This is a genomic window from Pseudomonas sp. LBUM1641 (genome assembly GCF_059716235.1).
The window spans coordinates 1841364-1864625 of the sequence record NZ_CP166815.1 but is presented as its reverse complement, the minus strand read 5'-3'; the positions used below and the strand labels follow the sequence as shown (position 1 = coordinate 1864625).

Sequence of the window (23262 nt, the reverse complement as noted above, 5' to 3'; positions counted from 1 at the left end):
GTTACTTCGCCATCAGGCTTATGGCTTCCATCTGAGCCTGAGGCGGTTCGTCTTTCAGGACTTTGGCCAATTGCGTCTGGGCTGTCGTCAAGCCGGCCTGAATGGCCGCCACTTCGCCCTGCAAGCCTGCCACTTTGGCCTGGCGCGCTTCCGGGCTCATGGATGTGTCGGCCATGACGGCAGAGAGCTCAGCCATCTTTTCGGCTAACTGCTTTCTCAGCTCGCGGATCATTTTCAACAGCTGCTTGGCGCTGTCGCTCAGGCTGCTCTCATCAATATCGCTATTGGAGGATTTCTCAGCCGAGGCCATGCCCATCCCCGCACCGGAAATGATGACCTTCACGCCTTCAGTGGCGTTGGGCTCGGCAGGCTTGGTTTCAGAGGCCGGCGCCTTGGCGGCGGCTTCTTTTTCCTTGGCTGCATCGGCAGCCTTCCAAATCGACACCGCAGGCGCGTTGATAATCGGGTTTTGGACAGTGCTCACTGACATGATCTGAGCTCCAGCTCATAGAGATACGTTCATGTATCGGCGCCGATACATAAACCTTTATACCGCTGCTGCTTTTTTGTACACGCTGGCCGGATCATCCCCCAGTGCGGTACCCTTACGTCTTATGTGTGTTTTCCCACAAGGATTTAAGAAATGTCCGAGCCAGTTAAACTGCGCGCTCATAGCCAGGCCCATTGCAAGGATTGCAGCCTGGCCCCCCTCTGCCTGCCACTTTCGTTGAATTTGGAAGACATGGAAGCGCTGGACGAAATCGTTAAACGCGGTCGCCCACTTAAAAAAGGCGAGTTTCTGTTTCGCCAGGGCGACAAGTTTGATTCCGTTTATGCAGTACGTTCTGGCGCGTTGAAAACCTTCAGCCTGAGCGATGGCGGCGAAGAGCAGATCACCGGTTTCCACCTGCCGAGCGAACTGGTGGGGCTGTCGGGCATGGACACCGAGATTCATCCAGTGTCGGCCCAGGCCCTGGAAACCACCTCGGTGTGTGAAATCCCGTTCGAGCGCCTGGATGAACTGGCCCTGCAGTTGCCGCAATTGCGCCGCCAATTGATGCGCGTGATGAGCCGTGAAATCCGCGACGACCAGCAGATGATGCTGCTCCTGTCGAAGAAAACCGCCGACGAGCGGATCGCTACCTTCCTGGTCAACCTCTCCGCGCGGTTCCGTGCGCGGGGTTTCTCGGCCAATCAGTTCCGCCTGAGCATGTCGCGCAACGAAATCGGCAACTATTTGGGCCTGGCGGTGGAAACCGTGTCCCGGGTATTTACCCGCTTCCAGCAGAATGAGCTGATTGCAGCTGAAGGCAAGGAAGTGCATATCCTCGACCCGATCCAGCTCTGCGCCCTCGCTGGCGGGTCGCTCGACGGTTGATCCAGACGCTTGCGGCCGAGCCAATCGGCTGGGCCGCAGGTATACTTCGAGTCCGTTTTCCTCCCCAGGACTCCTCGACGATGGTCTTCGATTCGTTCGACATCAAATCCCTGATTCGCCCAGTCATCGACTTCCCCAAGCCTGGGGTGATCTTTCGCGATATTACGCCGCTGTTCCAGTCGCCCAAGGCCTTGCGCCTGGTGGCCGATACCTTTGTGCACCGCTACGTCGAAGCCGACTTCACCCACATTGGTGCGATGGATGCCCGCGGTTTTTTGATCGGCTCGATCATTGCCTATCAGTTGAACAAACCGCTGATCCTGTTCCGCAAGCAAGGCAAATTGCCGGCTGACGTGCTGGCCGAGGGTTACCAGACCGAGTACGGCGAAGCCTTCCTGGAAGTGCACGCCGACAGCCTGTGTGAAGGTGATTCGGTGCTGATGTTCGATGACCTGATCGCCACCGGCGGCACGCTGATCGCGGCGGCCAACCTGGTGCGGCGCATGGGCGCACGGATTTTCGAAGCGGCAGCGATCATTGATCTGCCGGAGCTGGGTGGGTCCCAGCGTTTGGAAGACATGGGAATTCCTACGTTCTGCCTGACCCAGTTTGCGCTGACGGACCAATAACCCGGGATTCGTGTGGCGAGGGAGCTTCTTTGGCAGGGAGCTTGTGTGGCGAGGGAGCTTGCTCCCTCGCCACACAAGCGCTTTCTACAAGCCCATCTGCTTGCTGATGATTTCGTTCATCACTTCCCGAGTCCCGCCGCCGATGGACAGGATGCGGTTGTCGCGATACAGCCGCTCCACCAGGTTGCCGCGCATGTAACCCTGGCCGCCGAGGATCTGCACTGCGTCATAGGTCACGCGGTCGGCGGTATCGGTGGCGAGGTTCTTGGCCATGGAAATCTCCTTGATCACACTCTTGCCTGCGGCCATCTTGGCGGCCTGGCGGTAGGTGAATTCCCGGGAGACTTCCACCGCCGTGGCCATTTCCGCCAAGCGATGCTTGAGCACCTGGAACTTGCCAATGGGTTTGCCGAAGGCCTCGCGCTGGGCCGCCCACTTGAGGCTTTCTTCCAGGGCCATCTGCGCGGTCATGTTGGCCATCAACGCCAGGGCCAGCCGCTCGCTCTGGAAGTTGCCCATGATGCAGGCGAAGCCCATGTTCTCGGCGCCGATCAGATTGCCTACGGGTACGCGGCAATCGTCGAAGAATAATTCGGCAGTGTCCGACGCCCACCAGCCCATTTTCTTCAGCGGTGTGCCGGTGGTGAAACCAGGCGTGCCCTTTTCGATCAACAACAGGCTGATGCCGGCAAAGCCCGGCCCACCGGTACGTACCGCGACGGTGTAGAAGTCGGCGCGCTGGCCGCTGGTGATAAAGGTTTTGCTGCCGCTGACCCGGTAATGATCACCGTCGCGCACGGCACGGGTTTGCAGGTTGGCGACGTCGGATCCACCACCAGGCTCGGTGACCGCCAGGGCGGCGATCTTCTCGCCGGACAAAACCTGCGGCGCGACACGATCGCGTACTTCAGGCCGGGCCCATTTGACGATGGGTGGCAAGCCGATATCCAGCGAGCCCAACCCCGCCACCACACCGCCGGAGCCGCAGCGCATCAGCTCTTCGCTGGCCGCGACCTTGGCGAACAGATCACCTTCGTGGCTGCCGCCAAGGGCTTCGGGGTAACCGATCCCCAGGATCCCCGCCGCGCCGGCCTTCAGGTACAACTCCCGGGGAAAGCTCTCGGCTTCCTCCCACTGCTCGATGCCCGGCAACATCTCGCGTTCGACGAAACGGCGCACGCTGTCGCGGACCAATTGGTGGCTGGGGTCGAAGTATTCCTGATAGGCAGACATCGGCAAGCTCCACGGGAAGGTGGAGCGAACTTACCAAGCGCTTGCTTGGTTATCAAGATATAAGGCAGAGCCTGACGAAGACTTAGATGAACAGTAAAGATCAAATGTGGGAGCTGGCTTGCCTGCGATGCAGACAACTCGGTCTTTCAGTTAAACCGAGGTGATGCTATCGCAGGCAAGCCAGCTCCCACATAAAGCCCAGCTCCCACATTTTGTCCTGCGGTGTTTGTTACAGGGCGATCGGCTTACGCCCGGCAAACGAATGCGCCAAGGTACCGCCATCCACCAGTTCCAGCTCGCCACCCAACGGCACGCCGTGGGCGATGCGCGAGGTGATCAGGCCTTTGTTGGTCAGCAACTGCGCGATGTAATGGGCCGTCGCTTCGCCTTCCACCGTAGGGTTGGTGGCCAGGATCACCTCGACGAAGGTGCCCTGCTCCTCGATCCGCGTCACCAGTTGCGGAATACCGATAGCTTCCGGCCCCAGGCCGTCCAGCGGCGACAGGTGGCCCTTGAGCACAAAGTAGCGCCCGCGGTAACCGGTCTGCTCCACCGCGTACACGTCCATCGGCCCTTCAACGACGCACAGCAGTGTGTCGTCGCGACGCGGGTCGGCGCATTGCGGGCAGAGTTCTTCCTCGGTCAAGGTGCGGCACTGGCGGCAGTGGCCTACCCCTTCCATGGCCTGGCTCAACGCCTGGGCCAGTCGGGAGCCGCCGCTGCGATCACGCTCCAGCAGTTGCAGCGCCATGCGCTGTGCGGTTTTCTGACCCACGCCTGGCAAAGTGCGCAGGGCGTCGATCAGTTGACGAATCAGGGGGCTGAAGCTCATGGGGAAAGGTCCGACAAAACAACGAGACGCGGTTTATACCCGCGCCCCGGATTAGCGTCAAATGCTCAATCTTGTGCGACGTGCACCACCAACTTGCCGAAGTTGCGCCCCTCCAGCAAACCGATAAAGGCTTCGGGCGCCTGCTCCAGGCCTTCCACAACGTCCTCGCGGAACTTGATCTTGCCGTCCCGCACCCACGGCGCCATGGCGCTGAGGAATTCCGGCTGACGGTCGCCATAGTCGTCGAACACGATAAAGCCCTGGATGCGCACACGCTTGGTCAGCAGGGTGCGCTGCAGCGCTGGCAGCCGGTCGGGGCCGCTGGGGGCTTCGTGGGCGTTGTAGCCGGCGATCAGGCCACACAACGGGATTCGGGCCTTGGCATTCAGCAGCGGCACAACCGCGTCGAACACCTTGCCGCCAACGTTTTCAAAGTAGATGTCGATGCCCTCGGGACACGCTTGGGCAAGTTCCTCGGCAAAGTTGTCGCTCTTGTGATCGACGCAGGCATCAAAGCCCAGCTCGTCCACCACATAGCGGCACTTGTCCGCCCCACCCGCCACGCCGACCACCCTAAGGCCCTTGATCTTCGCCACCTGGCCGACCACCGAGCCCACCGCGCCGGAAGCCGCCGCCACCACCAGGGTTTCCCCGGACTTGGGTTGGCCGATATCCATGAGGCCCATGTAAGCGGTCATGCCGGGCATACCCAGCACGCCCAAGGCCATGGACGGACTGGCCAGGCCCTTGGGCACCGGCATCAGGTTGCGGCCATCGGAGATGCTGTGGCTCTGCCAGCCGGTGGAACCGACCACCAGGTCACCCACTTCGAACTTGGGATTACGTGATTGCTCGATACGGCTGACAGCGCCACCGGTCATCACCTCGTCGATTTCCACCGGCGCGGCGTAGGACGGCGCATCACTCATGCGCCCGCGCATGTAGGGATCCAGCGACAGGTAAAGGGTTTTCAGCAGGACCTGGCCGTCGGCCAGTTCCGGCAGCGCGACGCGCTCCAGTCGAAAGTTTTCCGGCACCGGTGCGCCGTGGGGGCGTGAGACCAGCACAATGCGCTGGTTGAGGGTCAATGCTTCGGACATCAGCGAGGCTCCTTCTATCGGTGATTGAATTCAACGGTATAGGGTGCAGACCCCGAAACAGGGCCCAGGGTTCGACAAAACTCTCGCAGTAGCAGTTGTCGAGCGCCAGCGAGGCTACGTTAGCCGCACCGCTGATTTCATGCCAGACGTGGGGCCGAGTCGCTGCCGACGCAGCCTCGCTGGTGCTCGACAGCTGCTACGGGTATGGAAAATAGCCGGCAAAAAAAATGCCAGGCACGGGGCCTGGCATTTTCGGTGCTGCGCTTGCCGATCAGAACGGCAGCTTCATACCCGGCGGCAGTTGCATGCCAGCGGTCACGCCGGACATTTTGTCCTGGCTGTTGGCTTCGATCTTGCGCACGGCGTCGTTGACGGCCGCGGCAAACAGCGCCTCGAGCATTTCCAGGTCGTCTTCGCCCACGCCCGGCAATACGCTTGGGTCGATGCTCACGCGCTTGATGTCATGACGACCGGTCATCACCACACTGACCATATCGCCACCGGCTTTACCGGTGACTTCGGCGTTGGCCAGTTCTTCCTGCATCTTGGCCATCTTTTCCTGCATCTGCTGCGCCTGCTTCATCAGGCCGGCCATGCCACCTTTCATCATGGGAATCACCTCAAAAGTACGTGGATCAATTATTGGCCCCGGCTTATGACGCCTGAACCGGAGCTTCTACAGGTTCAATAGTATCGTGACGCACCACCGCGCCAAACTGCTGCATCATCTGCTGGATGAGCGGATCACCCTGGATCGACTCTTCAGCTTCGCGCTGGCGGTTGACCCGGCGGCGGGACGCAGCCTGGGCCGGGGTTTCCTGTTCGGGCTTGATCAGCTCGATGCTGATGGTCAGCGTACGGCCGTGGAACTGGTTCAGGGCATCGTTGAGCCGGCGCTGCTGGGTCGCGTTGAACAGGGCGCTGTGGGCCGGGTCCAGGTGCAACAGCCAATGGTCGCCATCCACGGCAATCAGCGTGCAGTTGGCGGCGATGCTGCCGGTCATGCCCGAGATCGGCAGTTTCGGGAACAGTTCCAGCCATTGCAACGCCAGGCCGGTGGCCGGCATCGCTGCGGGTTCAGGTTCAGGCTCCGGGGCAGGCTCGGCGGTGTGTTCGCTGGCCAAGTCATCCAGGTAGCTGTAGGCCGAATCCATGTCCGGCTCGATGTAGTCTTCGTCCAGCGGCGGCTCGTCGTCGAGGTCGGTTCCCGGGGTGGCAGCGTCCACTTGCGCGACGGTCGGCTCCGGCACCGGGGCCGAAACCCACTCGGGGGCGTCCGGCACTACGCTGTCCGGGGTCGGCGCGGGCATAGGTGTCAGTTCAGGCTGCTCGCTGGTGGTTTCCAGCACCGGCTCGACGGCAGGCTGCAGCTCGACCTCGGCCTCTACCGGGTCGTTCCACGGCAGGTCGACTTCAGGCACGGGCGCAGGCTCGACCACCGGCTCAGGCACGACCACAGGCGCCACCGGCTCAGCGACAACCGGGGCTGGCGCGGGAGCAACAGCCGCAGGCGGCGCAACCACTGGCGCGACGACAGCCGGGCCAGCCACTGGTTTGGCGGAATCAACTGTGGCCTGGCTGATCCCCACTGGCTTTAGCGGCTGTCTCGGTGCATCCGCCGTGTCCGCGGGCCTGAAGGCCAGCATCCGCAGCAGGACCATTTCGAAGCCGCCACGCGGGTCGGGGGCCAACGGCAAGTCACGTCGGCCAATCAGGCCCATCTGGTAGTAGAACTGCACATCTTCGGCCGGCAACGCCTGGGCCAGGGCCAACACACGGTCGCGGTCGCCATGGCCGTTGTCGACACCTTCAGGCAAGGCCTGGGCGATGGCGACGCGGTGCAACACATTAAGGATTTCCGAGAGCACGCCATTCCAGTCCGGGCCTTGCTCGGACAGGTGACGCACGGCTTCGAGCAACGCCTTGGCGTCGCCTTCGATCAGCGCGTGCAGCACATCGAACACTTGGCCGTGGTCGAGCGTGCCGAGCATCGCCCGCACGTCGGCGGCCATAACCTTGCCTTCACCGAAGGCGATGGCCTGGTCGGTGAGGCTCATGGCGTCGCGCATCGAGCCGTCGGCGGCGCGGCCCAGCAACCACAGGGCGTCGTCTTCGAACGGCACGTTCTCGACACCCAGCACGTGGGTCAAATGCTCGACTACGCGCTCCGGGGTCATGTTTTTCAGGGAGAACTGCAGGCACCGCGACAGGATCGTTGCAGGAAGTTTCTGCGGGTCAGTGGTGGCCAGGATGAATTTGACGTAGGGCGGCGGCTCTTCCAGGGTTTTCAACAACGCGTTGAAAGAGTGGCTGGACAGCATGTGCACTTCGTCGATCAGGTAGACCTTGAAGCGGCCACGGCTGGGCGCGTACTGCACGTTGTCGAGCAGTTCGCGGGTGTCTTCGACCTTGGTGCGGCTCGCGGCGTCGATCTCGATCAGGTCGACAAAGCGCCCTTCGTCGATTTCCCGGCACACCGAGCACGTACCGCACGGCGTCGAGGTGATGCCGGTTTCACAGTTCAGGCACTTGGCGATGATGCGCGCAATGGTGGTCTTGCCCACACCGCGGGTACCGGTGAACAGGTAGGCGTGGTGCAGCCGCTGGCTGTCCAAGGCATTGATCAGAGCCTTGAGCACATGGGTCTGGCCGACCATTTCGCGGAACGAGCGCGGACGCCATTTACGTGCAAGAACCTGATAACTCATCGAAAACCGTCGCAACTGGGAAGCGGAAGCGGGTAATGCTAGCGGAGCAAGGGGGAAATTGCATCCGGCACGCTCGTCTAATCTGACTAAGCTGGTCTAACCAAGCCCGTAAAAGGCTGAACCCGGAGAGTTTATGCGCGCAGTCCTGGGCGCCTTGTGGATGATCGCCACGGTCAGCGCGGCGGCGCCCGCACCTCTGCGTTTCTCGATTTCCGACAGCTGGACCATGCCCATGGTGCAACTCGACCAGGGCCAGCCGACCCAAGGGATTTTGTATGACCTGATGTTGAGCCTGGCCACCCAGGTCGGGCGCCCCGCGAAATTCCATGTACTCCCCCGGGCGCGCATCGACACCGCCATGGAGCGTGGCGACGTTGATGTGCGCTGCTACGTGACGCCGGCGTGGCTGAACAACCTGTCGGGTGACTACACCTGGAGCATCCCGCTGCTGGTGCAGCGCAATGTGCTGGTCACGGCGCACGTGCCGCCGCCTTCGGTGGTACTGGACAGACTGGCGCCGCAACACATCGGCACGGTACTCGGCTATAGCTACCCGACCCTGGAGGCACGCTTCGCCAGCGGTCAGCTCAGCCGCGACGACAGCCGCAGTGAAGAGCAAGTGCTGCAAAAACTGGTGGCCGGACGCTTCAAGTACGCGGTGAGCAACGAATGGATTCTCGACCGCTTCAATCAGCAGTTACCGCCCACACAGCGCCTGCACACGGTGGCCGTGATTGAGGAGCAAAGCCTGGGGTGCTATGTGCGCAACGACCCGCTGGTGCCGGTCCAGCAGATTCTGCGCACGTTGTTGCGAATGAAAATGTCCGGTGAGATTGATGAAATCATCAATCTCTATACCGGGAACAGCGCGCCGTCCCCTTGAGATCACCTGATTTACCTTGTGGCGAGGGAGCTTGCTCCCGCTGGGCTGCGTAGCGGCCCCAAGATCTTTGGGAGCGCTGCGCACTCCAGCGGGAGCAAGCTCCCTCGCCACAGTAAACATCACTCAAGCTTTTGCCACTGAGCCGGCGGCCTGAACCCTTCCACCCAACCTGGGACCTCGCCCGCCGGCATCGGCCGGGCGATGAAGTAGCCCTGGGCCACTTCGCAGCCCATGCGCATCAATAGCTGCCCGTGCTCCAGGGTTTCCAGACCTTCGGCAATCACTTCACGACCAAACGCCCGGGCGAGGCCGATCACCGCCTTGGTCAGCGCCAGGTCGTCTTTGTCGTGCAGGATGTCGCGCACAAATGACTTGTCGATCTTGATGGTCTGGGTCGGCAGGCGCTTGAGGTAACTCAGGGAAGAATAGCCAGTGCCAAAATCATCCAGGGAGAACTGCACGCCCAGGGCCTGGCAGGCTTGCAGGTGCTGGGTGACGCGCTGGATGTTGTCGACCGCCACCGACTCGGCGATTTCCAGGTCCAGCCGGTGCGGCTCCACCTGCGGGTACTGCGCCAGTAAATCCTGCAGCCGCTCGACAAAATCCTCGCGCTGGAAATGCCGCGCCGCGATATTCACGCTCACCGACCACCAGTGCCCACGCACCTGCCAGCGGTGCATCTGCCCCAACACCTGGTCGATCACCCATTCGCCGATGTCGACAATCAGGTCGGTCTGCTCGATCAGCGGCAGGAAATCCCCCGGCGCCACCAACCCGCGCTCGGGGTGCTGCCAGCGTAACAACGCTTCGAACCCCACCACCGTGCCGCAGCGCAGATTGACCTTGGGCTGGTAATGCAGGCACAACTGGCCCGCCGCCAGGGCCTGGCGAATCTGCTCCACGGTCTGGTGACTGGCCTTCACCTCCTGCTCCAGGGACACATCAAACAACTGGTAACGGTTGCGCCCGCTCTGCTTGGCCACATACATCGCCTGGTCGGCATGACGCAGCAAGGTGTCGGCGTCTTCGTCATCCAAGGGGAACAGGGTGACGCCAATGCTGGCGAACACGTTCAGCTCGGCCCCCTGGATCGAGTAAGGCTCGGAAATCGCCTTGAGGATGCGCAGCAAGGCGGCGTTAAGCTCGTCGATATCGCGCACGTAACGCAGGATCAGCACAAACTCATCACCCGCCAACCGGGCGACCACATCTTCGCCGCGAATAATCTCCCGCAGCCGCGTGGCCACCTCCACCAACAACAGATCGCCACAGGCATGCCCATAGCCATCGTTGACCGCCTTGAAGCCATCCAGATCGAGCATGCACAGCGCCAGCGGAATGTTTTCGCTGCGGGAGAACTCCAGGGACTGATTGAGCAGCTCGGACAGATAGGCACGGTTGGGCAAGCCGGTCAGCACGTCGTGGCCGACCCGCCATTGCAGGGTGTGCAACAACTGGCGCTTTTCGCTCACATCAAAGCGGATCGACACGTACTTCTGCACCCGCCCGGTCTTTTCATCGACCAGTGGCACCATGGTGCTGTCCACCCAATACAGGGTTCCATCCTTGGCCCGGTTGCAGATTTCCCCACGCCATACCCGGCCTTCGCTGATGGCCTGCCACATGCCCTGGAAGAATGCGGCAGGGTGCAGGCCAGAACTCAGGATCCGGTGGTTTTGCCCCAGTAACTCGTCACGCCCGTAGCCGGACATGCCGCAGAACTGGTCATTGACGTAAGTGATGCAGCCCGCCAGGTCAGTCTCGGAGAAAATGGCGGCTGCATCCACGGCCCTGCGGTATTTCTCTTCCATGAGTGAGGCTCACTGTGGCTAGCGGTTGAACCGCTCGACCAGGGCGCGCAACCCGGAAGAGATGCTATCGAGTTCCCTGCCACGGGTGACTGCAGCGTTGGCATTGCCCGCTGTCTTTTGCACCGTGGCGGCGACGTTATTGATCTGTTGTGAAACTTCCTCGGCGACGTGGGATTGTTCCTGGGAGGCGGCAGCCATTTGCTGACTCATGTCGGTAATTCGCTCCACCGCGTGGCGAATACCTTGCAGCGCCTGCTGCGCCTCAAGCACCTGCTGCACGCCCTGCTCGGCTTCGTGAATGCCCAGGCTCGCGATCTCGACCGCCTCATCGGCGCCGGCCCGCAGGTTCTGGATGATGCCCTGGATCTGCTGGGTCGACTCGCGGGTCTTGCCCGCCAATGCGCGCACCTCGTCGGCCACCACGGCAAAACCGCGGCCCTGCTCACCGGCGCGGGCCGCTTCAATGGCCGCGTTGAGGGCCAACAGGTTGGTCTGGTCGGCGATCGCCTGGATCATGCTCGCGGCCACCTGGATTTGCTGGGTCTGCCCGGCGAGGTTGCCCACCGCCTGGTTGATCTGGGTGACGGTGCCGGCCAGCAACTGGATCGCCTCGCGCGACGTGCCGGCCACCTGGCTGCCCTGCTCGGCGAGGGTGTTGGCGGTGTGGGCTTCGCTGGCGGTTTGCTGCACGTGCACCGCCACTTCGGCGATGGACGCGGCCATCTCGGTCATGGCGGCGGCAGTCATGTCGGTCTCGGCACGTTGTTCCAACAGCGCCGACTCGGTGGTGCTCGACAGCACGCTGGAATGGGCGGCCGCTTCGGCCATCTGGTTGGCCAGATCGCTGAGGCGCGTAAGGGCAGTCTTAAGTCGCGCTTCTTCGCTGATCAGGATCATTTCCAACTGCGCGGTCGGCCCCAGCGCATCGCTGTAGGTCATAGCGCTGATAGGGTCGGAAAAGGTATTGGGCGTGTTCTGCACAATCCGCTTGAGCTGTAGTCCCAAGCGTTGATGGGCCCAGATGCCTACACCGAGAAACAGGCCAACGGTCACCGCCTGACCCCACACACCCGGAGCCCATTGAAAGGCGGCGACGCTGGCGGCGGCGGCCACCAATGGCAAAGCCAAGGCCTGGGCCACGGACGCCAGGCGCCGCACTGGCGCGACCGCCGCACCACCGGCCTGCAAACGCGCGTACAGCGCTTCGGCGCGCCGTACCTGTTCGCGGGTGGGCTTGACCCGCACCGACTCGTATCCGGTCAGCCGCCCGTCTTCGAGAATCGGCGTCACATAGGCGCTGACCCAATAGTAGTTGCCGTTCTTGCAGCGGTTCTTCACCACGCCCATCCAGCTCTGCCCGGCCTTGAGGTAGCTCCACATCAGTTGGAATACGGCAGGCGGCATGTCCGGGTGGCGCACCAGGTTATGGGTGCTGCCGATCAGCTCGGCCTGGGTAAAACCGCTCATGGCGGCAAACTCGGCGTTGCAGTAGGTAATGTGGCTGTTGACGTCAGTCGCGGAAATTAGCCGTTGCTGCTCCCCAAAAGTCTGTTCAACAGCAGTGACCGGCAAGTTGAGACGCACGTTAAAGCTCCATGGACAGCATTCGATCGCTCTCTCGACTACCGGGTAGGCAGGACAGGCGGATTCGTATTTCCAGTCGGGCTGCGCCGTCGATCGGCTGGTTGGCCGCAACGGGCGCAAACCCACGATTTTGCACAGCAATTCATCATCCATTCAGAGATGATCAACTAGGCTTGAATTCGGGTATCCAGCACGTGAGGCGCAATGAAGCGTGGCACTGACGAGCGACGTTTCAGTCCCTGCCAAGCGTCCGTTTTATGGGCACATTTATGAGAGTAAGGAGAAAGCAATGATTTCCTGTTTCATAAACCTGCCTTCTGAAACGAGACCACCAAATACTTGTCCTAGATGCCGATTCTACGAATTACATCACATTTTGCAAGAAAAGGTGATGGTATATGCGGTTGTCTATTTTTAAGATTTATCGTTAAGTTCTTGATTCTAAATGGGAATTGAGCGATGCACATTTCAAGTTTGGGTCCGGCCATCAGACGTTACCGCAAGGTCGCAGGGCTTACTCAGGCTGAACTAGGTGAAAAAACCGGTTTTGACCCTAAAACCATCAGCCGCTTCGAAACCGGCACCTATACACCCAGCGTCGAGGCTCTGTTCTTGTTCGCAGAGGCGCTGGGAGTGAAGCTGAAAGTCTTTTTCGCAGACTTGGTCGACGAAGAGGAACAGCGCGCTTATCTGTTCGGTGTCATTCATAAAGCCACCCCGAAGGATCTGGGAAAGCTGATCGCAGCGGTAGACCAGGCCTTGTCCAAGCCTTAGAGCTCGCAACACCAGTGCACGCAATAAAAAGAGCAGACAGCGAGACTGTCTGCTCTTTGCTTGATGACTCCTGACATGAACTGACAGGACAGCCCCTTAGACTAGGGACTGAGCCGCAGCATTGCTGCGCACTATCAGGGAGTCATCATGAATAGCACTGCCCATTACTTTTTGTTGTACGTCGACAGCCCGGCCACCAGCGCCAACCTCTATAGCCGCCTGCTGGACAATGCACCTGTAGAGCTGGGGCCGACCTTCGCATTGTTCATCCTCGACAACGGGGTAAAACTCGGGCTGTGGTCGCGCCATACCGTGGAGCCGGCTGCCCAGGCCACCGTCGGCGGTGGCGAGGTGGGATTCTGCGTCGCTGATATAGCAGCGGTCGATGAACTGCACGCGCGCTGGGTGCAACTGGGGTTGAGCATCATCCAGTCACCGGTCGAGGCGGATTTCGGCTACACCTTTGTCGCCCAGGACCCCGACGGTCACCGCCTGCGGGTGTTCACCGTGAACCCGTAACGGCTTGCGGCGCCTGCGCCCTTCCAGGCTGATGGCGCCGACACTGGCCAGCACGATCAGGCCACCCAGCACCACGCGCATCGAAACCTGCTCGCCCAGCAGCGAGGCGGCCATCACCATCGCCACCGGCGGCACCAGGTACAGCGCCACTGAAGCGCGGCTGACTTCGACATGCCGCAACACGTAGGCCCAGGCCAGGTACGCCAGGGCGCTGGGAAACACGCCGAGCAACAACACCGCCCAGTTGGCTTGGGCTGATGACTGCGCCACCACTGCCGGTAAATCCGGCAAATACACACACAGCAGCAAGGTGCCCGACCACACCGTGTAGCACACCGTGGTCAGCGGGCTGTAGCGCCGGGAATAGTGTTTCTGGATCGTGAAATAAAGGCTCCACGACAGCGCTGCCACCAGGATCATCAAGCCACGGGGGTCAATCTCCCCCAGGCCATGCTCACCCCAGATCACCACCAGTACCCCGCTCAAACCCAGCAACACGCAACCCCAGCGCCAGCCGGTGACCCGCTCCTTCAAGCCAAAAAACGCCACCAGCACTGTAAACAGCGGAACCGACTGCGCCAGCACACTGGAAGCGGCAGCCGTGACAAATTGCTGGCCGAAATTGATCGTGAGGTGGTGCAGGAAAATCCCGAAGAACCCCAGCACCAGCAGCCACGGGAGGTCCCGCAGCCGTGGCCGCTCGATCTTCCCGACCAATGCCACGCCGGCCATCAACACCGAAGCAATCAGAAACCGCCCCAAGGCCAGTTGGCCCGGGCTGTAACTGTGCAAGGCCATGTGCACGCCGATCGGCGAATATGCCCAACAGAGGATGACGCTGGCAGTGACTAGCGTAAGCTTTACGGGTGATGGGGCATTCATGAACGGCGTCCAGCAGTGGGAATGCCGTCAGTCTTGGCCCCGGCACGGCGCAAGACAATTAACCGTTTCTGACTTCTGTAATCACTGGAACTGAGCGATGGAACTGGCCCAACTGAAAATGGTGAAAGCCGTGGCGCAAACCGGCAGCGTGGCCCAGGCCGCCCTGCAACTGCACTGCGTGCCGTCCAACATCACCACGCGCATCAAGCAACTGGAAGGCGAGTTGGGCACCCCGCTGTTCATTCGTGCCGGGCGCGGGTTGTCGATCAGTGCGGCCGGCGAAGTGTTTCTCGACTACTGCGAGCGCATCCTGGCGCTGGTGGAAGAGTCCAAGCGCGCCGTCGACAGCAATGCAATTCCACGCGGCAAGCTGCGCATCGGCGCGGTGGAGTCGAGTGCCAGTGGCCGCCTGCCGCCGTTGCTGGCTGAATACCATCGGCGCTATCCACAGGTGGAATTGGAATTGGTGACCGGTGCCTGGGCGCAGTTACTCGATGACCTGCAACATCACCGCATCGATGCGGCGCTGGTGGCCGCCGGCGGCAAACGCCCGAAGCTCGAACAAAGCGTGGTCTACAGCGAGCGCCTGGTGCTGATCACCAGCGCCTCCAGCGCGCCTATCGAGGATGCCCGGGACTTAGCCGGCCGCACCTTGCTGGTCTGGCCGCCCGGCTGCCCGTACCGCGCCGCCCTGGAAAACTGGCTCAAGCCCCACGACATCAAGCCGGCCATCGCGAGTTATGCCAGTTGGGGCACGATCATTGGCTGCGTCAGCGCGGGGATTGGCGTGGCGCTGGCGCCGGAAGGCATCCTGGCGCGCTACGAGCAGGCCAACCAATTGACGTCCTACCGCTTCGACGAATTGGCTGCCGTGGATAACCTGCTGTTCTGGCACAAAGACACCCAACGCCACCTGGCACGGGACGCCTTTGCGGGACTGCTGCGGGAGACATTCAGCTAACCCGTTACAGCATGTTTCAGTTATCCTCGCGCGAAATTAATTCAAATTGTAAGGGACTACCATGAATTACTTCCGCCTATTGCTAGCGGCGGCCGCCCTGAGCCTGCCCGTCGCGCCCGCCTTTGCTGCCGCCAAGCCTGCCCCCGTTGAAGCCGCTGCATCCGCCGAAGCGCCCGAGACCGCCGAACACTTTCTCGGCTCTCTCAAACAGAAGACCGGTACCGTCACCCTGCCCGGCGGTATTGCGACCCTCAAGCTCAACGACGAGTTCTACTACCTCGACCCCACAGACACCGAGCGCCTGCTGACCGATGGTTGGGGCAACCCGCCAGGCTTCAAGACCCTGGGCATGATCGTGCCAAAAGCCGTCAGCCCATTATCGGAGCGCGGCTGGGGCGTGATCGTCAGCTACAAGGCCGACGGGCACATTTCTGACGAAGACGCTGCGAAAATCGACTACACCGAATTGCTCAAGCAAATGCAGGAAGAAGACGTCGAAGACAACAAAGAACGCCAGAAACAAGGCTACGCAGGCCTGCACCTGCTGGGCTGGGCTGGGCCGAGCCGCCGCACTACGACGACACCACCCACAAGATGTACTGGGCCCGCGAACTGAAAGCCGACGACGCCAAGCAAACCACCCTCAACTACAGCATCCGCGTGCTGGGCCGTGAAGGCGTGCTGGAACTCAACGCCGTCGCCGCCATGGCCGACCTGGCCACCATCAAGCAAGAGTTGCCCAAGGTCCTGGCCTTTACCAACTTCACTGATGGCAACCTGTACACCGACTTCAACCCGAAGACCGACAAACTCGCGACCTACGGCCTTGCCGCACTGGTTGCTGGCGGGATCGCGGCCAAGGCCGGGCTGTTTGCCAAGATCGGCATCTTCCTGCTGGCGGCGAAGAAGTTCCTGGTGATCGGCGTCGTGGCGCTGTTCGCCGTTATCCGCAAGCTGTTCAACCGCAACAAGGCCTGAATTGCAGGCATAAAAAAGCCGCGGCGTGCCTGGCACACCGCGGCGCGGGGAGTACCCTCAGCTTTTTGCCGGGGTCAGCCTGGCGTACTGGTCCTGGCTGATCCAGCCCTTGGAAGAGCGGCCTTCGCCATTGATGAACTCGACCTGGGCCCAGCCATCCTTGAACGCCAACACCGCGACCACATCGTCCTTGACCACATAGGCACGATGACTGGCCTTGGCGTCTGGGGTCTTCTGCAAGAAGGCCTTGTCGGCTGAAACGGTCACCAGGCCAATCCACTTCTTGGCAGCCGTCTGGGTCAGGTCCAGGCCGGTGGCGATTTCGGGCATCAGCACGCTGATGCAACCGGGATGTTCGCGGCCCTTCTCCACCGTCAGCGTCACACCATCCGAGGAAGCCGCAACGGTTCCCGGGTAAGTCGCATCCAGCCACGTGGACACCGACGCCTTCGCACCCTCGACCTTGCCCTGCAGGAAGAACGTGCACGTGCGGGTCACGCCCTCGCCCATCTCTTCAGCATAAAAACCTTCCACCTGATGCTCAGGCGTCACGGCCAGCATCAGCCCTTCGTACTTGCCCGAGTGCAGCGCAGCGGCAAACGCCGGCGTTCCCGCGGCAACACAAACGAAAGAGGCAACCAGCAATCGGGACAGGCAAAGTTTGAACGGCATTCTATTTTTTCCCTTCAAGTGCTTCGTAGGCTTTTTTGATTCGATGGTCATAGTCGCCATAATCCTTGCCGTTATAGTTCAGCGCCATGGCGGCGTAATCCTTGTTCTTCATGGCCTTGACCAGGGCCGGGCTCTGACCGCAAAAACCGAGGAAGCCCTTGAGTTGATGCCCGGCATTAATCTTCATGGCCACGACAAACTCAAACACCGTTTTATAACCACATGCCGTGAAGTTGGACCCCATTATCTGAAACATACCCCAGGAGGCCGACTTCAAGGCCGCTTCCTGATCCAACGCAAAGGCCGTGGCCATGGTTTCCCAGGCCTTGGTCTGGTCCTTGTTATTGGCCTTCCACTGGGGGCCGGCTTTTTTCACGTAGGGATACGACAACAGCGGGTGGGTCTGATCGTATTTATGGTGGGTGTACTTGCGAAAGTGGTGCCCTTCAAAAGCGATCACCGGCAACTTGGCCGGCCCGAACCCGGAGCGCCCGCCCGACTCCACCGTGGCAAACGCCTTGATGATATTGACCGAAATCCCGCTGCCCAACTGCGTGGCGGCGTTCTGGAAGTCCGTGTCCGTGAGCGTCGTGCCCCCGTCGCACGTGGCCTGGAGCATCATCTGCCGGTTGCGTCGCTCGGCCTCGATCATCGCCCGCATGCGATCCAGGTAATGGTTGACCGTGGCCTGGACCATATCCGAACTGGTGTTGCCGAACACATTCAGGAAGGTCGGAATACGCAGGGCAGGATTCGGCTTGACCGCCACCTTCACCGCCTCTTCGATCAGGCTATTGAAGGTGCGCCCGGTGGGGTCGATAACCCCGTCGGGATGGGCGTACTTGAGGTAGCGAAACTGATACTGGCTGATGCACTGTACCAACTGGCCGTCGCACTTGCCATTTTCGGCCAGGGGGAAACTCAACTTGGGAATGATCAAGTTGAACAAATACTGGATGCACTGAACGTCGGCGGGCAAGTTGCGGGCTTTGCCGGGTGCACCGACGGAAGCGCTGATGAGCGTGGGCAACCCTTGCAGGCTTTTCATGACCGACATCCTTGTTAGTTAGGGTGAATGAGCAATAAAGCGCTATCACTTTAATATCATCCACGTACCGTCGACATATTTTGAAATATGTGACTGGCGCAAACTAGCAAGGTGGTTTTGGGTTGTCCAGAGTGGAAGCTTGAAGTTGTGAAAGAGCCCTCACAGTCTTTTGCCGGTAGCGATTGCTTTCGGGCTTGTGAGCACTTTGCTGAAGCACGAACAGCAGAAATCGCTTCGCAGGTGACGATTGTCAGCGAAGGGTTTCATAAAGGTATTTTTTTGAATCAAGGAGGGTGGCGTTATGGAGGCAACCCCACCAGCCACACCCCGGCACACAATGTTCCCGCTGTGGCTGCTGCCTTCCGGCTCTGACCAGGTTCACGGGTAATCGTTGCGGGGGGACCGATGGGATCACCATAACGACGCTCGCCTCTCGGCAAGCCGCGCCATTGTACCGATCTCATCGGAAGTTACAACCGTTCGCGCCGGATTAAAAATATCTGATGGTTCAAGTACTTGCCAGCAGGAGTGAGCGTGCCCGCGAAGAACCCAAAGACACTGCGCTCATTCAGGACAGACGCGTTATCGTTGACGACCTTCGCGAGCAAGCTTGCTCCTACAAAAGCACGACCTCATCTGCCCTGCCGCCCTCTTGCTGGATCACCAAGTGAATGAAGTGCAGCTTGGCAATCACCGCCGGCGGCAGGACGAACGGATAGAAATCCGGCTGGCCCATGCTGCGGGACAGTTCGTTGAGCATGCCGGCCAGTTCGATCCATGCGTTGACGAATGACAGGAACGCCGTTCCACCGGGATGTTCAGGGTCGTAGAGGGTGCTCAGGGGGAATGGCTGGTAGTCCAGGTCCATCTCCCGGGCACTCATGCCGAAACCCAGAGCAGTGTCGACGGCGTCCATCATGTGCAGGTAATGCGCCCAGGTTTCCGCCCAGTCTTCCCACGGGTGCATGGTGGCGTAGGCGCTGACACAGGTTTGCTGCCAGTCCGGGCGCGGGCCGTTCTGGTAGTGGTGCTCGAGGGCCTCGGCGTAGCTGGCGCGCTCGTCGCCGAACAGGCTGCGGAACGGCTCCAGCCAGTGACTGTTGGCGATCAGGCGGTCCCAGTAGTAATGGCCGACCTCATGACGGAAATGACCGAGCAAGGTGCGGTAAGGCTCGCGCATCTGTACGCGGATCTGCTCGCGATGAGCGTCGTCGGCTTCTTTGATATCGAGGGTGATCAGGCCGTTGGCATGGCCGGTGGTAGGTGCGTTGCCTTCCAGGTCGATGCCGACGAAATCAAACGCAAGGCCCGTGTCTTCATCGGCCGCCTTGGGAATGACCTGCAAGCCCAGGCTGATGAGTTGCGCCACGAGGCGGCGCTTGGCGGTTTCGACCTTGCGCCAGCGTTCGGGGTTTTCAGGGATCGACAGGTCGGGAATGGTGCGGTTCAGGCTGCACGCCACGCACAAGGTCTGGCCATTGTCGGCAGGCAGCAGCCAATTGCAGGCGGCTGGCGTGTCGAGGTTGGCGCAGCGACGAAATACGCCCGCTTCAGAGTCGGCGTCGAGCACCCACGTATCGGCGTACGGGCCGGGTTGCAAGGATGAAAGGCGACTCTGCTCCGGCTGATAGCCCAGCAGCGCCGAGCAGGCCAGACACTGGCTGTTGCGAAAGAACAGGGACTGCCCGCAACGGCACTGCCAGACCTTGCTGTTGCGCGAGGTCTCAGCCATGAACGGTGCGGCAATGCGCGAACTGAGTTGTTCGAAGAAGCGGTACATGGCGATCTCTCCCTGGGCTGCCCAAGACTAGATCATGGTTACGAGCTGATCGTTCCAGTTTTTTATTGGCAGCCTATTACTTGTGGCGAGGGGACAAGCCCCCTCGCCACAACAAGCCCGCTCATCACAAAAAGCATCAGACCGTGATGTTGTGCTTGGCCAAAAACGCCACGAACGCCTCTTCATCCAGCACCTTCAAGCCCAGCTCACTGGCCTTCGCCAGCTTCGACCCGGCACCTGGCCCGGCCACAACACAATGGGTTTTCGCTGAAACCGAGCCCGCTACCTTGGCGCCAAGGCTTTCGAGTTTTTCCTTGGCGACATCGCGGCTCATCAGTTCCAGGGAGCCGGTAAGCACCCAGGTGTGACCCGCCTCGGGCAAACCTTCGACGACTTTCTTCTCGCTCTGCCAGTGCATGCCGAAGTCCTTGAGCTGTTGCTCGATGGCCAGCGCACGATTGGCGTTTTCTTCGATGTCGAAGAAATCCCGGACGGCCTTGGCCTGCTTCTCCGGCAACGCCTGGCGCATGTCGAGCCAGTCGGCCTTGATCACGCCTTCGAGGGAGCCAAACTTGTCGGCCAGTTTCTGCGCGGCGCCCGGCCCTACGGACGGTACGTGCAGCTTGTCGAGCAAGCCGCCCAACGTGGTGCTGGCCGCGAACTCGGCGCTCAGGTCGCCCTGCTCCTGCAATTCCAGCCCGCACTCGTCCTTGGAGATCAAGGCACCGATCACTTTCTGGTTATGACTGTCTTCAAAGAAGCTGTGAATCTCGTGGGCCACTTCCAGGCCAACGTCCGGCAAGTACGTCAGCACTTCCGGCAAGGCCTGCTGCACGCGCTCCAGGGACGCCAGGGAGCGTGCCAGCACCTTGGCCGTCTCCTCGCCTACATCGGGAATACCGAGGGCATAGATGAACCGTGCGAGGGTCGGCGTCTTGCTGTTTTCGATGGCGGTGATCAGCTTCTTGCTGGAGACGTCGGCGAAACCTTCCAGGTCGATGATCTGATCGTACTTGAGCTTGTAGAGGTCAGCCGGGGAGCCGATCAGCTTCTCATCCACCAGTTGCTCGATGGTCTTGTCGCCCAGGCCATCAATGTCCATGGCGCGGCGCGAGACGAAATGGATGATCGCCTGCTTGAGCTGCGCACCGCAGGCCAGGCGCCCGACGCAGCGGTATACCGCGCCTTCGCTGACGGTCTCCTTGCCCTTGCTGCGCTTGACCAGTTGCGTGCGCTCAACGTGGGAGCCGCACACCGGGCAGCTCTCGGGGATTTGCACCGCGCGGGCGTTTTCCGGGCGACGCTCGGTGACCACCGACACCACCTGGGGGATTACGTCACCGGCACGGCGGATGATCACGGTGTCGCCGATCATCAGGCCCAGGCGCGCCACTTCGTCCATGTTGTGCAAGGTGGCATTGGACACGGTCACACCCGCGACCTTGACGGGTTTCAAGCGTGCCACGGGCGTCACAGCGCCGGTACGGCCAACCTGGAATTCAACATCCAGCAGTTCGGTCAGCTCTTCCATTGCCGGGAATTTATGGGCGATTGCCCAACGCGGTTCGCGGGCACGGAAGCCCAGTTCCCGTTGATAGGCAATGCTATTGACCTTGAACACCACGCCGTCGATTTCATAGGGCAAGGCATTACGCCGCTCACCGATATCGCGGTAGTAGTCGAGGCAATCCTGAATCCCTTTTGCCAGTTTCAGCTCATGGCTGATGGGCATGCCCCACTTCTTCAACTGTTGCAGGTTGCCGATATGGGTGTCGCTGATATCCGTGGTCACGCCATAGCAGCAGAATTCCAGCGGGCGGCTGGCGGTAATCTTCGAATCCAACTGACGCAGGCTGCCCGCCGCCGCGTTGCGCGGGTTGGCGAAGGTCTTGCCGCCAACTTCCAGTTGCGTGGCGTTCAGCCGCTCGAAGCCAGCCTTGGACATGAACACTTCACCGCGCACTTCAAGGGTCGCCGGCCAGCCGGTGCCGTGCAGCTTCAAAGGAATATTGCGCACGGTGCGCACGTTGACGCTGATGTCTTCGCCGGTGGTGCCGTCGCCGCGGGTGGCGCCACGCACCAGTTCACCGTCCTGATACAGCAGGCTGACCGCCAGGCCATCAAGCTTCGGCTCGCAGCTGTATTCCACCGCCGCGCCACCGCCAAACAGGTCGCCCACCGGCAGGTCGAGGCCTTCGGTGACCCGGCGATCGAATTCGAGCATGGTACTTTCATCGAAGGCATTGCCCAGGCTGAGCATCGGAATTTCGTGACGCACCTGAGTGAACGCCGACAACGCCGCACTGCCGACCCGCTGCGTCGGTGAATCACGGGTGACCAGGTCCGGATGCTCGGCTTCCAGGGCCTTGAGCTCGTGGAACAACCGGTCGTACTCGGCGTCCGGGATGCTCGGTTCGTCGAGGACGTGGTAACGGTAGTTGTGCTGATCCAGTTCAGCGCGCAGTTCGAGGATGCGGGTGTGGGCGGCGGTCATGGGTGTTCTCTCATAAAGCAAAAGAGCAGCCGAAGCTGCTCAATATGTTAGTGCATGGATTCTACAGGCAACGCGTAAGCTTGGACCTTAGCGCTTCTGTGTCAGGGCGCGACGCTCGAACTCGACGATGCGCTGACGGTAGTGCTCGATGGTCTGGGCGGTCAGGACGCTGCGTTGGTCGTCCTTGAGTTCGCCGTTGAGCTCCTGGGACAGCTTGCGGGCTGCAGCCACCATCACGTCGAACGCTTGTTTCGGGTGACGCGGGCCTGGCAAACCAAGGAAGAAGCTCACTGCCGGGGTGCTGAAATGGTCGATGTCGTCCAGATCGAAGATGCCCGGCTTGACCGCGTTGGCCATGGAGAACAGGACTTCGCCGTTGCCGGCCATGCTTTCGTGGCGGTGGAAAATATCCATCTCGCCGAAACGCAGGCCGCTTTCCAAAATATTTTGCAGCAGGGCCGGGCCTTTGAAGCCGGCGGCGTCGCGACAGATCACACTGATCACCAGCACCTCTTCGGCAGCCGGTTGATCCTTGACGGATTCTTTATGGGCGCTCTTGGTCGGGGACTCATCCGGGAAGTCATCATCACGGCTGCTGAAGCTCGGGCCTTCTTCCAGGTCCAGGTTCAGGTCGCCCTGGGATGGCTCGCTGGCCGCGCTGCGCTTGCCGCGCTTGGGCTCGCGGGCTTCACGCACCGGTGCGCTCATCGACGGCAGATCGTGCTCGTCCAATTGCGGCTCTTTATGGTTATCCAGGACACGCGGAGGCCCCAGCAGCTCGGCGCTGCCGTCGTCGTCCGGCAAATTGGACAGGTTGCGGTCCAGGCGAAATTTCAACTTGCCCTTGCCGCCGCGCATCCGACGCCAGCCATCAAAAAGAATACCGGCAATGACAATAATGCCGATGACGATCAGCCACTCGCGCAGACCGATTTCCATGTAATCCCGTGCCTCTAATAAAAAATGCTGAAAAATAAGGGGTTTAGCACCGTGCAA

The 23262-nt window shown here is 60.9% G+C and carries 19 protein-coding genes, 1 other RNA gene and 3 pseudogenes; 7 read left to right on the top strand and 16 right to left on the bottom strand.

Annotated elements, in window-relative coordinates:
- Window position 1: 1 nt before the first annotated feature.
- The gene (locus ACA046_RS08510) at window positions 2-490 is read right to left on the bottom strand and encodes a hypothetical protein (protein WP_497676266.1); all 489 of its coding nucleotides are present in this window, start codon (window positions 488-490) and stop codon (window positions 2-4) included.
- Between the two features lie 153 nt (window positions 491-643).
- Between ACA046_RS08510 and fnr the strand changes: the two genes are divergently transcribed.
- Window positions 644-1378 (top strand): fumarate/nitrate reduction transcriptional regulator Fnr, encoded by a 735-nt coding sequence (fnr, locus tag ACA046_RS08505; protein ID WP_003219044.1) that lies wholly within the window; start codon window positions 644-646, stop codon window positions 1376-1378.
- Between the two features lie 80 nt (window positions 1379-1458).
- Entirely contained in the window at window positions 1459-2007 is a 549-nt protein-coding gene (locus tag ACA046_RS08500; RefSeq protein WP_330208230.1) for an adenine phosphoribosyltransferase, read from the top strand.
- Between the two features lie 84 nt (window positions 2008-2091).
- Here the strand turns inward: ACA046_RS08500 and ACA046_RS08495 are convergent, their stop codons facing one another.
- The 5 genes from ACA046_RS08495 to dnaX all read right to left on the bottom strand — a co-directional run bounded on the left by ACA046_RS08495 (window position 2092) and on the right by dnaX (window position 7880).
- Window positions 2092-3240, bottom strand: a complete 1149-nt coding sequence (locus tag ACA046_RS08495; protein ID WP_497676265.1) for an acyl-CoA dehydrogenase family protein — start codon at window positions 3238-3240, stop codon at window positions 2092-2094.
- A 229-nt stretch (window positions 3241-3469) separates the two neighbouring features.
- Complete coding sequence (gene recR / locus ACA046_RS08490; RefSeq protein ID WP_003219049.1) at window positions 3470-4072, bottom strand: recombination mediator RecR; 603 nt, start codon at window positions 4070-4072, stop codon at window positions 3470-3472.
- A 65-nt stretch (window positions 4073-4137) separates the two neighbouring features.
- Window positions 4138-5172, bottom strand: a complete 1035-nt coding sequence (curA, locus tag ACA046_RS08485; RefSeq protein ID WP_076017208.1) for an NADPH-dependent curcumin/dihydrocurcumin reductase — start codon at window positions 5170-5172, stop codon at window positions 4138-4140.
- A 271-nt stretch (window positions 5173-5443) separates the two neighbouring features.
- Entirely contained in the window at window positions 5444-5782 is a 339-nt protein-coding gene (locus ACA046_RS08480; RefSeq protein ID WP_003193199.1) for a YbaB/EbfC family nucleoid-associated protein, read from the bottom strand.
- A 43-nt stretch (window positions 5783-5825) separates the two neighbouring features.
- A complete protein-coding gene (dnaX, locus tag ACA046_RS08475; protein WP_459027003.1) occupies window positions 5826-7880 on the bottom strand; it encodes a DNA polymerase III subunit gamma/tau in 2055 nt (684 codons plus the stop codon).
- Window positions 7881-8013: 133 nt separating this feature from the next.
- Here dnaX and ACA046_RS08470 point away from each other — a divergent pair, with 133 nt between their 5' ends.
- Window positions 8014-8763, top strand: coding sequence for a substrate-binding periplasmic protein (locus ACA046_RS08470; RefSeq protein ID WP_497676264.1), 750 nt, complete (start codon window positions 8014-8016; stop codon window positions 8761-8763).
- A 119-nt stretch (window positions 8764-8882) separates the two neighbouring features.
- On the opposite strand, the gene ACA046_RS08465 is transcribed toward ACA046_RS08470, so the two are convergent.
- From ACA046_RS08465 to ACA046_RS08455, 3 genes and pseudogenes are all read right to left on the bottom strand, one after another.
- Window positions 8883-10574 (bottom strand): putative bifunctional diguanylate cyclase/phosphodiesterase, encoded by a 1692-nt coding sequence (locus ACA046_RS08465; RefSeq protein ID WP_459026999.1) that lies wholly within the window; start codon window positions 10572-10574, stop codon window positions 8883-8885.
- Between the two features lie 18 nt (window positions 10575-10592).
- A pseudogene (locus tag ACA046_RS08460) lies at window positions 10593-11084 on the bottom strand (methyl-accepting chemotaxis protein); the annotation flags it as partial.
- Window positions 11085-11831: 747 nt separating this feature from the next.
- Window positions 11832-12311, bottom strand: a pseudogene (locus ACA046_RS08455) (PAS domain-containing protein); the annotation flags it as partial.
- Between the two features lie 306 nt (window positions 12312-12617).
- Here ACA046_RS08455 and ACA046_RS08450 point away from each other — a divergent pair.
- Together ACA046_RS08450 and ACA046_RS08445 are read left to right on the top strand one after the other, a co-directional pair.
- Window positions 12618-12932, top strand: a complete 315-nt coding sequence (locus ACA046_RS08450; protein ID WP_003219061.1) for a helix-turn-helix domain-containing protein — start codon at window positions 12618-12620, stop codon at window positions 12930-12932.
- 147 nt (window positions 12933-13079) lie between these two features.
- Entirely contained in the window at window positions 13080-13451 is a 372-nt protein-coding gene (locus ACA046_RS08445; protein WP_497676263.1) for a VOC family protein, read from the top strand.
- Here ACA046_RS08445 and ACA046_RS08440 read toward each other — a convergent pair.
- A complete protein-coding gene (locus ACA046_RS08440) occupies window positions 13365-14333 on the bottom strand; it encodes a DMT family transporter (protein WP_497676262.1) in 969 nt (322 codons plus the stop codon). The genes ACA046_RS08445 and ACA046_RS08440 overlap by 87 nt on opposite strands.
- Before the next feature lie 97 nt (window positions 14334-14430).
- Between ACA046_RS08440 and ACA046_RS08435 the strand changes: the two genes are divergently transcribed.
- Both ACA046_RS08435 and ACA046_RS08430 read left to right on the top strand, forming a co-directional pair.
- Entirely contained in the window at window positions 14431-15294 is an 864-nt protein-coding gene (locus ACA046_RS08435; protein WP_497676261.1) for a LysR family transcriptional regulator, read from the top strand.
- Between the two features lie 61 nt (window positions 15295-15355).
- Window positions 15356-16272 (top strand): annotated as a pseudogene (locus tag ACA046_RS08430) (DUF2167 domain-containing protein).
- A gap of 57 nt (window positions 16273-16329) precedes the next feature.
- On the opposite strand, the gene ACA046_RS08425 reads toward ACA046_RS08430, so the two are convergent.
- The 6 genes from ACA046_RS08425 to zipA all read right to left on the bottom strand — a co-directional run bounded on the left by ACA046_RS08425 (window position 16330) and on the right by zipA (window position 23205).
- Complete coding sequence (locus ACA046_RS08425; protein ID WP_459026989.1) at window positions 16330-16944, bottom strand: SH3 domain-containing protein; 615 nt, start codon at window positions 16942-16944, stop codon at window positions 16330-16332.
- 1 nt (window position 16945) lies between these two features.
- Complete coding sequence (locus ACA046_RS08420) at window positions 16946-17992, bottom strand: N-acetylmuramidase family protein (RefSeq protein WP_459026987.1); 1047 nt, start codon at window positions 17990-17992, stop codon at window positions 16946-16948.
- A gap of 311 nt (window positions 17993-18303) precedes the next feature.
- Window positions 18304-18400, bottom strand: an RNA gene (gene ffs, locus ACA046_RS08415) — signal recognition particle sRNA small type.
- Window positions 18401-18608: 208 nt separating this feature from the next.
- Window positions 18609-19772, bottom strand: coding sequence for a zinc-binding metallopeptidase family protein (locus ACA046_RS08410; RefSeq protein WP_459026985.1), 1164 nt, complete (start codon window positions 19770-19772; stop codon window positions 18609-18611).
- Window positions 19773-19908: 136 nt separating this feature from the next.
- Window positions 19909-22266, bottom strand: a complete 2358-nt coding sequence (ligA, locus tag ACA046_RS08405; RefSeq protein ID WP_497676260.1) for an NAD-dependent DNA ligase LigA — start codon at window positions 22264-22266, stop codon at window positions 19909-19911.
- 87 nt (window positions 22267-22353) lie between these two features.
- Window positions 22354-23205, bottom strand: a complete 852-nt coding sequence (gene zipA, locus ACA046_RS08400; RefSeq protein ID WP_076017196.1) for a cell division protein ZipA — start codon at window positions 23203-23205, stop codon at window positions 22354-22356.
- Window positions 23206-23262 lie beyond the last annotated feature (57 nt).